The sequence below is a fragment of the Xanthomonas sp. WCS2018Noco2-27 genome (assembly GCF_031843525.1).
In the GTDB taxonomy this organism is placed as follows: domain Bacteria; phylum Pseudomonadota; class Gammaproteobacteria; order Xanthomonadales; family Xanthomonadaceae; genus Xanthomonas.
The window spans coordinates 1,017,335-1,031,650 of sequence record NZ_JAVTIK010000001.1; the positions used below are offsets into that span (position 1 = coordinate 1,017,335).

The 14,316-nt window shown below is 63.4% G+C and carries 11 protein-coding genes and 2 other RNA genes; 8 read left to right on the forward strand and 5 right to left on the reverse strand.

Going from position 1 to position 14,316, the window contains the following annotated elements; all coding sequences use genetic code 11:
* Window positions 1–102 precede the first annotated feature (102 nt).
* The 5 genes from RQH86_RS04480 (at window position 103) to RQH86_RS04500 (ending at window position 3,969) form a co-directional block, all read left to right on the forward strand.
* Window positions 103–528, forward strand: coding sequence for a YqaA family protein (locus tag RQH86_RS04480; RefSeq protein ID WP_115527785.1), 426 nt, complete (start codon window positions 103–105; stop codon window positions 526–528).
* Window positions 529–698: 170 nt separating this feature from the next.
* Entirely contained in the window at window positions 699–974 is a 276-nt protein-coding gene (locus RQH86_RS04485; protein ID WP_055854279.1) for a hypothetical protein, read from the forward strand.
* A gap of 231 nt (window positions 975–1,205) precedes the next feature.
* Window positions 1,206–2,357, forward strand: coding sequence for an SPFH domain-containing protein (locus RQH86_RS04490; RefSeq protein WP_311238876.1), 1,152 nt, complete (start codon window positions 1,206–1,208; stop codon window positions 2,355–2,357).
* A gap of 14 nt (window positions 2,358–2,371) precedes the next feature.
* Complete coding sequence (locus RQH86_RS04495) at window positions 2,372–3,718, forward strand: TFIIB-type zinc ribbon-containing protein (RefSeq protein WP_311238875.1); 1,347 nt, start codon at window positions 2,372–2,374, stop codon at window positions 3,716–3,718.
* A complete protein-coding gene (locus RQH86_RS04500; protein WP_115527782.1) occupies window positions 3,718–3,969 on the forward strand; it encodes a hypothetical protein in 252 nt (83 codons plus the stop codon). Before RQH86_RS04495 ends, RQH86_RS04500 begins: the two co-directional genes overlap by 1 nt.
* A gap of 137 nt (window positions 3,970–4,106) precedes the next feature.
* Here the strand turns inward: RQH86_RS04500 and RQH86_RS04505 are convergent, their stop codons facing one another.
* From RQH86_RS04505 to RQH86_RS04525, 5 genes are all read right to left on the reverse strand, one after another.
* Window positions 4,107–5,168, reverse strand: a complete 1,062-nt coding sequence (locus tag RQH86_RS04505) for a Gfo/Idh/MocA family oxidoreductase (protein WP_311238874.1) — start codon at window positions 5,166–5,168, stop codon at window positions 4,107–4,109.
* 168 nt (window positions 5,169–5,336) lie between these two features.
* Entirely contained in the window at window positions 5,337–6,023 is a 687-nt protein-coding gene (locus RQH86_RS04510; RefSeq protein ID WP_311238873.1) for a thermonuclease family protein, read from the reverse strand.
* Window positions 6,024–6,093: 70 nt separating this feature from the next.
* A non-coding RNA gene (locus RQH86_RS04515) (sX9 sRNA) lies at window positions 6,094–6,170 on the reverse strand.
* Between the two features lie 405 nt (window positions 6,171–6,575).
* Window positions 6,576–7,898, reverse strand: a complete 1,323-nt coding sequence (locus RQH86_RS04520; protein ID WP_311238872.1) for a sorbosone dehydrogenase family protein — start codon at window positions 7,896–7,898, stop codon at window positions 6,576–6,578.
* A complete protein-coding gene (locus tag RQH86_RS04525) occupies window positions 7,895–8,311 on the reverse strand; it encodes a hypothetical protein (RefSeq protein WP_311238871.1) in 417 nt (138 codons plus the stop codon). Before RQH86_RS04525 ends, RQH86_RS04520 begins: the two co-directional genes overlap by 4 nt.
* Before the next feature lie 489 nt (window positions 8,312–8,800).
* Between RQH86_RS04525 and RQH86_RS04530 the strand changes: the two genes are divergently transcribed.
* From RQH86_RS04530 to RQH86_RS04540, 3 genes are all read left to right on the forward strand, one after another.
* Window positions 8,801–8,878: non-coding RNA, sX9 sRNA (locus tag RQH86_RS04530), on the forward strand.
* Window positions 8,879–9,063: 185 nt separating this feature from the next.
* Window positions 9,064–9,696, forward strand: a complete 633-nt coding sequence (locus RQH86_RS04535) for a carboxymuconolactone decarboxylase family protein (RefSeq protein WP_104616798.1) — start codon at window positions 9,064–9,066, stop codon at window positions 9,694–9,696.
* 1,731 nt (window positions 9,697–11,427) lie between these two features.
* Complete coding sequence (locus RQH86_RS04540) at window positions 11,428–14,184, forward strand: S8 family serine peptidase (RefSeq protein ID WP_311238870.1); 2,757 nt, start codon at window positions 11,428–11,430, stop codon at window positions 14,182–14,184.
* Window positions 14,185–14,316 lie beyond the last annotated feature (132 nt).

A 14,316-nucleotide genomic window follows, 5' to 3' on the forward strand; every position in this document is an offset into this window, starting at 1 on the left:
TTTGCGGATGTCGCCGCCGCTCGCGCACCAGCGCATGTGTGAGTCAAAGGTCTCCATCTCGCGCTGAAATTCAGAACGTAACGACCAACCCATAGGCTGCCCTTGACCTATCTCTCGCTGTTCGCACTGTCGTTGATTGCCGCTACGCTGCTTCCCGCGCAGTCGGAGGCGGCATTGGTTGCGTTGTTGCTGGATGGCGGTTCGGTGGTGGGGCTTGTGGCGGCTGCGAGCGTCGGCAACGTGCTGGGCTCGCTGATCAATTGGTGGATCGGGCGCGAGGTGCTGCGCTTCCAGGGGCGGCGCTGGTTTCCTGTAACCCCAAACGCCTTGGCGCGTGCGCAGGCCTGGTATGGCAGATACGGCAAATGGTCGCTGCTGCTGAGTTGGATGCCGATCATTGGCGACCCACTGACGCTGGCGGCCGGGGTCATGCGCGAACCACTGCGCGTCTTCCTGCCATTGGTGACGATCGCCAAGGTCACGCGCTACGGCGTACTTGCATGGGCAACGCTGGCACTTGCCCGGTAATGCCGGGATGTGGAGCCTGCACGACCTGCAGCGCGCATGACACAGCGCGCCATTGGCGCAGGTGGCTGCGCACGGGTTCTTAACGTGGCACGCCTATGCTGTCGGCGCGCTGCAACCCATCTGCCGCGCATCCAGGGACATTGCACAATGGACATTGCAAAGGAGATCGTATGAAGAAGCTGCACAGCATGCTGCTCGCCGGATGCCTGCTCGGCCTGAGCACCCAGGCCTGGGCCGAAGTGGCCAACCTGACCAATAGCGCCGATGGCGCCAACCGCGAAGCCGGCATTGCCGCGGTGAAGAAAAAACTTCAGGACGCTTGCACGTCGCGACAGGGCAAGGTGGACATGGCCTCGTTCGAGGTGGTGTTCGAAAAAACCAGCACCAATCCCGACGTCCCCAAACCCTATTACGTGGACGGCAAGATCAAGTGCGATCTGCCGTGATGACCGCGCTGGCGTAGCGCACTGCCCTACGCCGCCGCCATGCACGAATGCAAAGCCCCGCGGATGCGGGGTTTTGCATGTCAGACAGTCGTGCGGTGCAACCCGCTGTCTTCGATGCAGGGTCCGACCGCTCTGCAGGCGCCACCGGCGGCGCGCCGCACCCGACGCACGGCATAGAGTTGCGTGCGCAAGACGGGTACGCTGCGGGTCTACCAATTACAGGATGTTGTCATGGGTCTGATCCAGGCAGTGGCAGGTGCGGTCAGCGGCGTGTTGGCCGACCAGTGGAAGGATTTCTACACCGTGCCGGCGGATCTACCGGCGACGGCAGCGCTGTTCGCTGCGGTTTCGCACGGCAGCAACGCCGGGCGTGGCGCCAACACCAGCGCGTCGTCCAACATCATCAGCAATGGCTCGAAGATCGTGGTCCCCGAAGGCTATGGATTGCTGCTGTTGCAGGATGGCGCCATCACCGGGTTTGTCGCCGAACCCGGCGGTTACGAATGGCGCTCGGACGATGTCAATGCGCAATCGCTATTTGCTGGCGACGGGCTGGTGGCGCCGTTGATCCGGCAGAGTTGGGAGCGCTTCAAGTTCGGGGGTCAGCCCGGATCTCAGCAGGCAGCGTTTTTTGTCTCGCTGAAGGAATTGCCGGATAACCGCTTTGGCACACAGTCCGAAATCTATTGGGACGACGGCTTTCTGGGCACGCAGGTGGGCGCGATCACGCGCGGCGCGTACACCTTGAAGATCGTCGACCCCATTCTGTTCGTGAAGAATTTTGTGCCGGCGCGCTACCTGCAACCGCGCGCGATCTTCGACTTCACCGATCTGGATAACGCCGCGGCCAGTCAGCTGTTCAACGAAGTGGTCGGCTCGCTCGCGCCCGCTTTCAGTCTGTATACGAACGACCCGGCCAAGGGCAATCGCATCACCAAACTGCAGCAGGATTCGCTGGGGTTTGCGCGCAGCCTGTCCGATGCAGTGGAGCAGGCGTATCAGTGGAAATCCGATCGTGGTCTGGCAATCGTCAAGACCACCATCGTGTCGATCGAGTACGACGCCAACACGCGCGAATTGCTCAAGACCGTGCAGCGCGCCGATGCGCTGGCCGGGGCGCGCGGTAACTCCAACTTGCAGGCCAGCGTTGCGCAGGGTCTGCAATCGGCAGGCGAACACGGCGGAGCGGCAGGTTTGGTGGGCGTGGGCATGGCCACGGGCTTGGCAGGCGGTGTGGGTGCGTTGCAGCAGCCTGTCGCAGCAGCAACGCCTGCGGCGGACGATCCGGTGGCCAAATTGAAAAAGGCCAAGGACATGCTGGATCTGGGCCTGATCACGCAGGCCGATTACGACGCCGCAAAGGCCAGGGCGTTGGGTCTGTAAGCGCGCTCGCCGTCATGTCCGATCCCCGCTTTCCGCCGCCGCTGCCGCCACTGCAGCCGCCTCCACTGCCACCATTGGGTGCGGCACCGCCTACCGGTCCAGGCTCAGCGCAGGACGTGCCGCCGTTGCCGGGTAGCCTGGCGCTCGACCCTGCCACCCTGCCCGGCCCGATCCGAGAGGAAGTGCTGGCTCCCGATCCGCTGGCGATCGACACCGCCGCTGCCGAGCTCAAGGATGGCCTCAACCGCTGCCCGGCCTGCGGCTCCAGCGATATCCGCCCCAAGCTCGGCACCGACCTGCTGGTCTGTCAGTACTGCCGCGCCGAGTGGCCAGGGGTACGGGTCGAAGAGGCATTCGGCTTCGGGCAAGGCCTCGACGCGTTGCATGGCACGGTCGTCGCCTCCGGTGCGCAAGACATCGCTGCGGAGGCGGCCAGCCTGATGAGCTTCAAATGCGCCGGTTGCGGGGCCGAGGTCACCATCAACACGCAAAGCACCATGACGGCGCGCTGCCATTGGTGCCGGCATGTGTTCGGCGTCAACGAACAGGTGGCCAACGGCGCGGTTCCCGACGCGGTGCTGCCCTTCCATATCGACAAGCAGGATGCGGTAGCGCGCATCCGTCAGTTCGTGGGCAAGCGCCGTTTGTTTGCGTTGAAGGCGTTCAAGCAGCAGTTCACCCCCGAGAACGTGGTGGGTGTGTATCTGCCTTACATGATCGTCGACGGCAATGTGAGCGCCAGCGTGTCGGGAATGGGCGAGATCAAGCTACGGCAGTACACCCGCGGCACCGAAAAGAACAAGCAGACCTATTACGACGCCGACGTATATCAGCTGCGTCGGCAGATCGAATTCACAGTGGACGATCTGCCGCTGGAATCGTCCGCGGCGCGCGGAAATCTTGATAGCCGGGTGAACACCAACAACATCATCAACGCGATCCTGCCGTTCGATACCAAGAACGCCGTGCGCTGGAACGCGTCGTATCTGGCCGGTTTCAGCTCGGAAAAGCGCGACCGCGACATCGCACAGCTACGTCCCCGGCTGGAAGACCAGCTACTGTCGATCGCACGTGCGCAGGTCGAGCCGTCGGTCAGGCGCTATGGCCGTGGGGTGCGCTGGGAGTCGGAGCGGTTGGACGTGCACGGCACGCGCTGGGTGTCGATGTATCTGCCGGTGTGGTTGTATTCGTACCATCAGCCCGGTCGCGACGGCGGCATGCTGCACTACATCGCAGTCAATGGCCGCACCGGCGAAACCATGGGCAGCGTGCCGGTCCAGCAGTGGAAACTGTTGCTGGCTGCGCTGACCGCCGGCACCGCGATCGAAGCGGCGGTTCTATTTTTTCTGGCAGGTGTTTGATGAGCGATGATGGCGTTCTTTTTCTGCTGTTGGCGGGCCCGGCCGGTGGCTCGGCGCTGTACTGGATGCTGTATCGGTACTACCGCAATACCGATCAATCGCATGCGTTCGAGCGCGAAACCAAGGTCGATGCACAGCCGGTGACCGGTACCGACGTCAAGGTCGATACCATCATCGGCACGCGCCAAACGCAGATCGATGGCGACAATGTGTCTGCCTACCGTACACGGGTGCGACGCGAGGGCGATTGATCGATGGCGCCGCGCCTGCTGTGGTTGCTGGGCGTGCAGGCAGTGCGACTGACCCGATGCGGATGTGTTGGTGCGGCGCGGGCGTGAGGTGCTTGCGATCCGTGATGTAGCGGCTCCCCTGACAACGGTGAGGCGCGTCAAGCGGTATCAGCGTCAGCCGTTGCAGCAGCTGCGTGCAGCTGTGCGCGCGCCACGTCCAGCGTTGTCATGATCTGCACCACTTCGTCGAGCGGATGCAGCGGCGACTCGCTGCGGCCTTCCCCGATATAGCGTGCGGCGGCGTTTGCCTGCCATGACAGCCCTTCATAGCCCTTGATGCCGGTCGGGTCGGTCCATTCGACCGGCGTGCTGGCGTCATCGTGACTACCAATCCGCAGCGTGGTGGGATTGTGGAAATCGCCGAGCAGGTCGATGCGCCCTTCGGTGCCGGTGACGTAGGCCATCGAACTGCTGCGCGCGACGATGGAGCTGATCAAGGTGGACTGCGCATGCGCGCGATGCGACAGCACGATGGTGGAAAAGGCATCGACGCCGGTGTCGGTGAGCTCACCGACGGCGGTGATTGCGGTGGGCGCAGAGAGGATCATCGAGGAAAACTGCACGGCGTAGACGCCCAGATCCAGCAGCGCACCACCGCCAAGTTCGGGACTGCGTTGCCGATGTGCAGGGTCGCTGGGTCCACGCTGGCTCAGGTCGGCAAACACCTGGCGCACATCGCCCAGCGCACCATCAGCAAGCAGTTTGCGGATCACCGAGGTCTGCGGCAGATAGCGGCTCCACATCGCTTCCATCAAAAACAGGCCGCGTGCACGCGCTTCCTGCACGAGCAGGTGCGCATCGTCGGCGCAGGTGGTGATGGGCTTTTCGATCAGCACATGTTTACCGGCGCGTAGCGCCAGCAGCCCATGCTGCAGATGCTCGCTATGCGGCGTGGCGATGTAGACGATGTCGACGTTCGGGTCATCGACCAACGCCTGATAGCTGTCGTACGCACGGTCGATCGCCCAGGTCTTCGCAAACGCGTTCGCACGCTCGCTGCTACGTGAGGCAACTGCCACCGGGCGTTGATGGGTATTGCTGCGCAACGCACGCACGAATGCGGATGCGATCCCGCCGGGACCGAGCACGCCCCAGCGCAGGGAGGGCTCGCCTTGGCCAGGCGCGAACAGATCGGGCTCGGGGATGTGGGGCATCGGCATCGGGTCGCTGCGTTGTCGTGGAGCGAGCGATGCTAGCAAACCACGCGTTTTGATCGGCGTGGCATGGCGCCTCAGGCGCAGGGCTGTAAGAGCGCAAAGCAGACGCAGCCAGTGCGCGGACTGCATGTGCTTGCCTCCCGTGCCTGGCCGACTGAGTCCCCTCCCCGCTTAACGTGCGGCGCGCCGCCAACCGGCATTCAGCGCATCCTGGGCCGAGCAAAAATAGCGCTCTCCCTTCTCGGTAGAGATGCTGGTACGCGCGTAATCGCGTTGACCAGGCATGTGGAAGATCTTGCTGCCCTTGCCCGAAATATTGCCCTTGATGGCGCACTTGCCCGGCACAGCTGCCGGTGCAGTTGCTGCTGTACGCGATGCAACGTGATGGCGTTTGTTGCGCCGGTACTCGGCAGGCTGCTGGAAGGTTCCCTGCCAGAGATTGCGTTTTTGCTGCTGCGCGATGCGCTCATCGGCAACGAACGCAGTTGCGTATTGGCGATACGCCACCGCCCAGCCATTGCGCACCATCCAGCCGTTGACCGATTGCCCTTGAACAAAACAATCGGCAACGACGCGTCCGTAACGGTCGGTATCCTTTTGCTGACATCGCACGGTCTTGTCGATCAGATAACCATCCAGCGCTTCTGCAGAGCGACGGCCACAGGGCCACGCACGGCCGTCCGGATCATTGCACTGCTGCGCGCTTTCCGGCGCATCGATTCCCCATAACCGGATGCGCTTGTGCGCCACGGTAATGGTATCGCCATCGGTGACGGCGGCCCGACCGACAAGCTCTGCTGCGCCGGCAGGCAAAACGAGTAAGACACCCACAACACCCAACAACCATCTGAACAACATCGACAACAACGTCCCTTGGCAATCGGTAGAAGTCGTCCCTGCATTCTTCCCGTGTGTGCATTCTTAAAGCGGCTAACAAAACGTAGCGAGCAGTCGTCAGGCGGGTGTGGACAGCGCGCTCAGAACCAGCGTGTACGCGTGGTACATGCCGCACCGAGCACCGGTCACGCCCGTCTGGCGCCTGCCCAGTCATTTTGTTAGCTGCTCTTAGCCGGATGGCCTTGCCCGGCGCGATCCTGACGCCCGACGTCCGCGCGGCAGTGCCGACGCAGGGCCGGCACTGTATGCGAATGCGAAGGGGATGGCTATCTTTTGCGAGTTACTCACGACGATCTTTGAAGTAGACGATGCACGTGGATGCACACAACCCGTCGCAACGCGTCGCTGTCACAGCGAGCAGTCTTCCGCATGCATTGCGTTGCTGCGCACCCGCCCTGCGCTACTCGGGCGCACTGCCAAGCATTTGGCTGACTAGCCGTCTCGTGTGATCAGAACGGCAAAGGAAAGCCCGCCCGGCGCATCATGCAACCGGGCGGGCTCTCGCGTTGCTGCTTACTGTGGCGCGGCTGGAGTCGCCGCTGCAGCGGCCTCTGGCGTCACGCGCCAGATGATGTTGGCCAGGTCGTCGGCCACGATCAACGCACCGCGCGGGTCGACGGTGACTCCCACCGGGCGGCCACGCGTCTTGCCGTCATCGCCATGGAAGCCGGACACGAAGTCGATCGGCTGACCTGCCGGGCGCCCATCGCGGAACGGCACGAACACCACCTTGTAGCCCACTGGCGGGTCGCGGTTCCAGCTGCCGTGTTCGCCGACAAACACGCCGTCGGCAAACTTCGCGCCCAGCACCGGAGACGAGAACGCCACACCCAGCGCGGCCACATGCGACCCCAACGCGTAGTCGGGTGCGATGGCAGAGGCCACCTTCTGCGGGTCCTGCGGCATCACACGTGCGTCCACATTTTTGCCCCAATAACTGTAGGGCCAGCCATAGAAGCCGCCTTCGCGTACCGAGGTCAGATAGTCGGGCACCAGGTTCGGGCCGATTTCATCGCGCTCGTTGACGACTGCCCACAGCGCGCCGGTGCCGGGCTGGGTCGCCAGTGCGGTGGGATTACGCAGACCGGTGGCATATGGCTTGTGCGCACCGGTTGCCGCGTCAACTTGCCAGACCTGCGCGCGATCGACTTCTGCAGCCATGCCGCGTTCGGTGATGTTGCTGTTGGAGCCGATCGCCACATACAGATAACGGCCATCTGCGCTGGCAGTGAGCGCCTTGGTCCAGTGGTGATTGATGACCGATGGTAGATCGGTCAGTTTGCTCGGCGCGCCGCTGGCCTTGGTCTGGCCGTCGCGATAGTCGAAACGCACCAGCGCATCCTGGTTGGCGACGTAGAGCGCATTGCCGATCAGCGCAAGCCCGTAAGGCGCGTTGAGCTTGTCGGCAAAGACCGTCTTCAATTCATAGGTGCCGTCGCCGTCGGCATCGCGCAACAACGTCAGTCGATTGCCGCTCTTGGCCTTGGACGTGCCCTTGGCCTTGATCGGGCCGGCGATGATGTCCTTGGGCTTGAGATTTGGCGCAGAGCCGCCGCGGCCTTCGGCCACCAGGATGTCGCCGTTCGGCAGCACCAGCGTCTGGCGAGGAATGCCGAGGTCGGTGGCAATGGCGGTAATGCGATAGCCCGCCGGGACGGTCGGCTTGCGGTCGCCCCATGCACTTGGTTCGGCGATCGTCATGTCGGGCAGCACCCCGCGATCCGGGGACGGCAGCTCTGGCGTGGCGCCATGTTGATCGAGTTCGGGTGCCTTGCCGCAGGCGGCCAGCGCAGCAGCAACAACCGAGACGGAAAGCACACGCGTGTAGCGGCTCATCGTGCACCTCCCACGCGCAGACCCGACAGCCCCGACCAGGTGGCGACCAATGCGAACAGGGTGGCGATTGCCGACAGCGTCAATGCCGCCGGCATGATGGCCCACGCATCGCGCGCGTGATGCAGCGCGTCGAAAAATCCCACGATCCAGGTTGCCAACAATGCGATCACATAGATGATGTTGCGGCTGCCGCGCACCAGCGCGACGATGGCGGCCACGAGCGCGATGGTGGTCACCACCATGGCGCCGACCAACAGCCAGGATGCGAAGTTGCTCCATTGAATCTGGTAGCTGCTCCAGTAGGCGTAGTCGCTCAATAGCGCGCCAAGGAACAAGGGCCATACACCGCCGAGCACGGCTGCATGGAACGGGTGGATGGCCCAGCGACGGGGCGAAACGGCGGCTGCATTCATGGCGAACTCGTTGGGGGCAATGGCGAAACGTGCCCCGATGCTGCCAGCTGGCGTGTGATGAGAAAGGCGATATTCAGCGCATCGCACCTCCACATGCCACGAACGCACTGTTGCACGCGCCAGGCTGGTGCGCTGGGCGATATCGAAAGACCGCATTGCATCGTCATGGCGTTGGCATGGCATATGCGGCGAGTGTTGGTATGCGTCGAGTGTTTGTCTGCAGCGAGCGCTGACTTTTTCAGGGAATTCATCGCAACAAGGTGGTACGGACACTCGCTGATGAGTGCATCTCATAACTGCATGCGGCGCACACGGATGGAACCGCCATGCGGATACGGCATGCTGGCGCCCTGCCCTGTCGAGCCCTGCAACGGTGCGTGCATGTCGCGTTCGCGCAGTGCGTCTGGCCTGCAGGTATCGATTCACCAAGAGCGACCCACAACGCGACTGCGCGACTATCCGACGGGGCTGCGGGTGCTCGGAATCGGCATGTACTGCTCGTACATTCCGGTCTCTGTGCACCGCCCCACACCCGCCTGGCAGCCGTGCGTAACGTTGTTGTTTGCCGCGCAACAGGAGGTTAACGCTTGGATTTCACCGTATCGATCCCTAGATCTAGATCTGAGAGACCGATCAATGCGCCTCGTTGGTGCCCATTGATCGCTCGTGTAGTGGTCTGCGCCCTTGGCGCGGCCGCTGTTTGTGTCGTTGCCCCCTCCCCCGCGGCAGCACGTTCCCCGGAGTCCATCGGTATGCCCATCTCAGAAAGCCTGTCGCCCCAGCAGCAAGCCATCGCCCCGATTGCCGCGTTTGCGGCAACCGGTGATATCGACCGTTTGAAGAATGCGTTGGAGGCAGGTCTGGATGCCGGGCTGACCATCAACGAATGCAAGGAAGTATTGGTGCAGGTCTACGCCTATGCCGGCTTCCCGCGCAGCCTCAATGCACTTGCGGCGTTGATGCAGGTGGTCCAGGCGCGACAGCAGCGCGGTGTGACCGATGCGCAGGGCGCGCTGCCGGGCCCGGTGCCGACCGGGCCGGAACTGCTTGCGTTGGGTACCGCCAATCAGACGCAATTGGTGGGGGCTGCGGTGTCGGGACCGCTGTTCGACTTCGCACCGGCCATCGATGCCTACTTGAAGACGCACCTGTTCGGCGACATTTTTGCGCGCGACAACCTCGATTGGGTGAGCCGCGAACTGGCAACGGTGAGCATGCTCGCAGCGCTGGAGGGCGTGGATTCGCAATTGCAGTCGCACCTGAAGATCAGCATGAACATCGGTGTGAGCAGCGCGCAGCTCAATGCGCTGGCGCAGGTGCTGGATAAACGGGTCGGTGCCGCGGCCGGCACCCGCGCCAAGGCCGCCCTGGCCAAGACGCAGTGACGGTACTGACCAACTGATGCAGCCGCTGGCCGACGCAGCCGCAGCCGCAGCGTAAAGACTCGCCCAATGTGCCGCCGCGCGGCGGGCAGCGACCTGGCTGCAGGTGGCGCGGCTCCTGGCGCTTGCGTATCTGTCTCCTGATGCATTGGCCGATGTGTTGCCAGGATAGATTGCTGCCGAGCTGCGCCGCGCTCTGCAACCACCCGACCGCAGGTGCGCGCCAGTGGTCGGGTGCCCGCTCATCTGCAGCATCCTCACTACAGCCCGCAGATCGGCGTATTGGGAGGCAAGCAGCGAGGTGCCGCCGCCCCTGTCGGCGCCGGCCGTCGCCATCCCCATCCGCTGATTGCAGGATGCGCTGCGCATTGGCCAGGAAAAAGCGACGACCACCGCGCGCGGCCAGCGCGCACCTTGACCCGTTGATCTCGACGCTGCGTGTCTTGCGCTGCGAACGCGTCGTTTAGCGCCGATGCGCCACCTATCGCTGACGCGTCACCTGCCCGCGCACCGCTCAAGGCACTCCACGCGCCATTCGGGTGCGACTGCAGACTTCCATATGCATCTGACCGCGCCATACCTTCCGAACCCATGCGGGTGGTGGGTCGATCTTGCGGATGTTCAGCGGTGGCTTCTGGAGTAGCTGGTGACGGTACTAGTCGGTTGCAGACGTGATCGCCCACGGCAGCCTGTGACGATAGCCCGGCCACAGAGTCGGTCTCCAGGCTGTGCCGTCAATGAAGACAGCACATCCTTGCCTGAGCAGATCCCCCAAACAGTCACAGCCGCGACGCCACCGGCTTTCGCGGTCAGACGGGAGCAGAGGTCACTGGCCTCCGCACCCAGCGAGCTGAACCTTTCCAGCCCTCGAATGCCGAAGATGTCGAAAGCTTGCCCTCCACGGTCGCCACTCTCCAATTCGCGCCGGAAACCAACCGGGATTTCGAGAGTGGATGATTGAATAACTGTTAGCTCACCCCCGATCCGCCGGGAAAGCAATAAATTAAAATTCACCCAAAAAATAAACGAAATTATTCAAATCGTTCATTTTGAATGCAAACGATTGCGAAATCGGCGCCTTCAGACGTCGAATTTTGCACAATCGGAAGAGGCCGGTCGGCATTTCCCGAGGGCGTTTTTATCGCAAAAAAGGCAAGTTATAACGATCATTTAAACAGCTTTAATCGTCGCCTTAAACAACATTATTCAAAATTTTCCCACATACGGCAGAGTCCGTTAGAGTGACTAACTTGCGGTTGAATCCGCTACTAAGGGTGAGGGATTCACCGACATCTTTGACATGATTCCCTGATTACCCGCGCGCTCGATCGCATTTAGGCTTATCGCCCTCTGCGAAATGTGACGCATAATTGTTGAGTTCGGTCCGACGTTTTTCTGCATTTTGGCCTGCTAGTCGGTTTCTAATCCGATTTGGCTATGGATTAAATCGGCGATGCCTATCGCTCGATTCTTTTCTCTGAATAGCAACTGTCCATTCAGACTTTAGAGTTTATGGATAGCGCCGTTAAACAAACCGCAAGCACACGCCTAGTGCATCAGCGTATTCGCCGCGTGCTCCGTCAGCGCAACTCCGAGGGGACGGACCGCTGCGGTTTGAAGTGAATAAAACGTGAAATTAAACGCCTTCGTTGGTGACCACCAGCGATGGGACCTTCTGCGCCAAATTTCAGAATCAGCAGTAGCGGCGCGCCTACAACGGAATCGACCACTCTTATGAATCGCTCGCTACTCGCCACCACCATCGCCTCCTGTCTCGTCCTGACCGCATGTGGCGGTGGTGGCGGTGGCGGCAACGTCCGCAATGATCCGCCGCAGAGCACCGTGATTGCGCCGGCACCCACGCCGACCGCGCCCACCACCCCGGGCACCACGCCCGATCCGCTGCCCAAGACCGCGCCGGTTCCGACGCCCGCGCCTGCGCCTACCCGCTATCAAGGCGTCGGCAGCAATCTGCTGGTGCCGATCAATGCCGATCTGGCGCAGCAAGCCGGTGCCCGGGGCCAGGGCGTGAAGCTGGCGGTGCTGGACGACAACCTGGTGCCGAGTTACGCGCCGATTGCCGGCAAGGTCGATGGCTTCAGCGATTACACCGCCAGCCCGGGCACGCCCGAGTCGTCGTCCAATGCGCTGCGCGGACACGGCACGATCGTCTCGGCGCTGGTGCTGGGCTCGGCGCAGGACGGCTTTGCCGGTGGCGTGGCTCCGGATGCAGACCTGTTCTATGCACGTATCTGCGCCGAGAATTCCTGCGGCACCCAGCAGGCCCGCCGCGCTGCGGTGGATCTGGCCGCCTCGGGTGTGCGCATCGCCAACCTGTCGCTGGGCGCTTCGTATGCCGACGCCGCCGGCAGCGCGAACGCGGCAGCCGCCTGGCGGTTTGCGTTGACGCCGCTGGTGCAGGCAGACGCACTGATCGTCGCCTCGACAGGCAACGAAGGCGCTACCGAAGCCTCGTATCCGGCAGCGACGCCGGTGCAGGAAGCCAGCGTGCGCAACAACTGGTTGGCGGTGGGCGCGATCAATGTCGACAATGCCGGCAATGCGGCCGGTCTGACCAGCTATTCCAATCATTGCGGCGCCGCGGCGCAGTGGTGCCTGGTGGCACCGGGCAGCTTCACCGCGCCGGCGTTGGCCGGCACCGAATTACAGGGCCAGATCGCCGGCACCTCGTTCTCCACCGCTGCGGTCAGCGGCGTCGCGGCGCAGGTCCTGAGCGTGTATCCGTGGATGAGCGCGTCCAACCTGCAGCAGACCCTGCTGACCACCGCTACCGATCTGGGCGACCCGGGCGTGGATGCGCTGTATGGCTGGGGCCTGGTCAACGCGGCCAAGGCGATCAAGGGCCCGGGCCAGTTCGCCAGCAACTGGGGGATCAGCGTAGGTGCGGGCTACGACAGCACCTTCAGCAACGACATTTCCGGCACTGGCAGCTTTACCAAGGGCGGGACCGGCAAACTCACCCTGAGCGGCAACAACACCTATACCGGCGGCACCACCATTCTCGATGGCGTGCTCGCGCTGTCCGGCAGCCTGCGCTCGGATCTTCTGGTGGCCAACTCGGCCACCTTCGAGTCGCGCGGCGGCGTGATCAACGGCGGCTACAGCCTGGTCAACAACACCGGCACGACCGCCATCGAATTGGGCAAGGGCCTGACCGTCACCGGTTTGGCCAGCCTGAAAGGCAATCTGCTGTTGCTGCCGGAAGCGGCGGGCTACACCGTCGGCAGCAGCGAGAAGATCGTCAAGGCCGGGGTCCTGCAAGGCACCTTCGACCGTGTGCAGTACGCCAACAATTTCTTCTGGACTGCATCGCTTGCCTACGACCCGACCACCGTCACCGCAACCCTGACCCGTAATGCGTCGGCTGCCAGCGCGCAGGCCGCCGGTGCGCCGCAGGCAGTGGTCAACGGTGCCGCCCAGGCCGATGCGCTGGTCAAGGTGCTGGACACCCGCGTGGCGTCCGGCGACACCGCAAACCTGGGTGGCCTGATCAGCGCCACCGGCTCGCTGCTGGCGGCATCCAATGCGCAGGTTGCCGCATCGCTGCCGACCCTGGCCGGCCAGGTGCACGGTATCGAGCGCACGCTGGGCTTCCAGTCGGCACTCAACGATGCGCGCGTTGCTGCCGATCGCCTGCCCTATCTGGCCGACACCACCACGCTGACCACCTGGATGCAGGGCAGCTATCTGGATGGCGATCTGAGCCGCAGCGGGTTCGCCTCGGCCGACTACACCCAGCAGGCCACCACCTTCGGTGTGGATCTGCCGCTGGGCAGTGCCGGCACGGTGGTGGGTGCAGCAGTGACCTCGGGCCAGGACCGCGCGCATATCGATGCGTCGGCCAGCCGCCTGCGCGCGGACCGTTATGCGATGACCGCGTATCTGTATCAGCCCATCGGCCAGGCGTACGTGTCGGGCATTGGCTCGTATGGCATGAGCAATGTGGACACCGAGCGCAACGTGCTAGCCGGCAGCATTGGCGAGCGTCTGCAGGACCGTCGCCACGACACCAACTGGTCGCTGCGCGCGGAAGTGGGCCTGCTGCCGCATGCCGGGCTGTCGCCCTTCGTTGCTGCGGGTGTGGTCAGCCAGACCCAGGATGCCTTCAGCGAAGCGTCGGTGACCGGTCTGGGCCTGAGCGCCGGCAGCGACACCCTGCGCGCTGGCTACGGCGAGGTGGGCGTCCGCGGTCATCTGGCGCGCGGCAAATGGGGCTTCGATGGTCTGGTCGCGTACCGCTCGTTGCTGGGCAACCCCAATGCCGACTTCACCGCCTGGTTCACCGGCTTGCCGGAAGCGCGCTTCAATGTGGCCGGGACGCCGGTATCGAAGCAGGCCGTGCGCGCCTCGGTCGGCGTGCGTTACCAGGTCAACGACGCGTTTTCGCTGTACGGCAATGTGGGCGCCGAGCGTGGTCGTTCCGATTCCAACAGCATCAACGCCAATGTCGGTCTGCGCTGGCAGTTCTGATCCGGCGATGGTGGTGGTAGCGCGCCACCCTCCGCTGGCCGCGTAATGCCAGCGACAACGAAGGCCCCGGCATGCCGGGGCCTTCGTGCGTCTGTGCGTGTGGCAGCGCGACTGCCACAGCACGCGTGGCCG

Coding starts and splice junctions, on each gene's coding strand:
- RQH86_RS04520 (WP_311238872.1), bottom strand. CDS start 7,898: ATGAGCCGCTACACGCGTGTGCTTTCCGTCTCGGTTGTTGCTGCTGCG.
- RQH86_RS04525 (WP_311238871.1), bottom strand. CDS start 8,311: ATGAATGCAGCCGCCGTTTCGCCCCGTCGCTGGGCCATCCACCCGTTC.
- RQH86_RS04485 (WP_055854279.1), top strand. CDS start 699: ATGAAGAAGCTGCACAGCATGCTGCTCGCCGGATGCCTGCTCGGCCTG.
- RQH86_RS04510 (WP_311238873.1), bottom strand. CDS start 6,023: ATGTTGTTCAGATGGTTGTTGGGTGTTGTGGGTGTCTTACTCGTTTTG.
- RQH86_RS04540 (WP_311238870.1), top strand. CDS start 11,428: ATGAATCGCTCGCTACTCGCCACCACCATCGCCTCCTGTCTCGTCCTG.
- RQH86_RS04505 (WP_311238874.1), bottom strand. CDS start 5,168: ATGCCGATGCCCCACATCCCCGAGCCCGATCTGTTCGCGCCTGGCCAA.
- RQH86_RS04535 (WP_104616798.1), top strand. CDS start 9,064: ATGCCCATCTCAGAAAGCCTGTCGCCCCAGCAGCAAGCCATCGCCCCG.
- RQH86_RS04495 (WP_311238875.1), top strand. CDS start 2,372: ATGTCCGATCCCCGCTTTCCGCCGCCGCTGCCGCCACTGCAGCCGCCT.
- RQH86_RS04490 (WP_311238876.1), top strand. CDS start 1,206: ATGGGTCTGATCCAGGCAGTGGCAGGTGCGGTCAGCGGCGTGTTGGCC.
- RQH86_RS04500 (WP_115527782.1), top strand. CDS start 3,718: ATGAGCGATGATGGCGTTCTTTTTCTGCTGTTGGCGGGCCCGGCCGGT.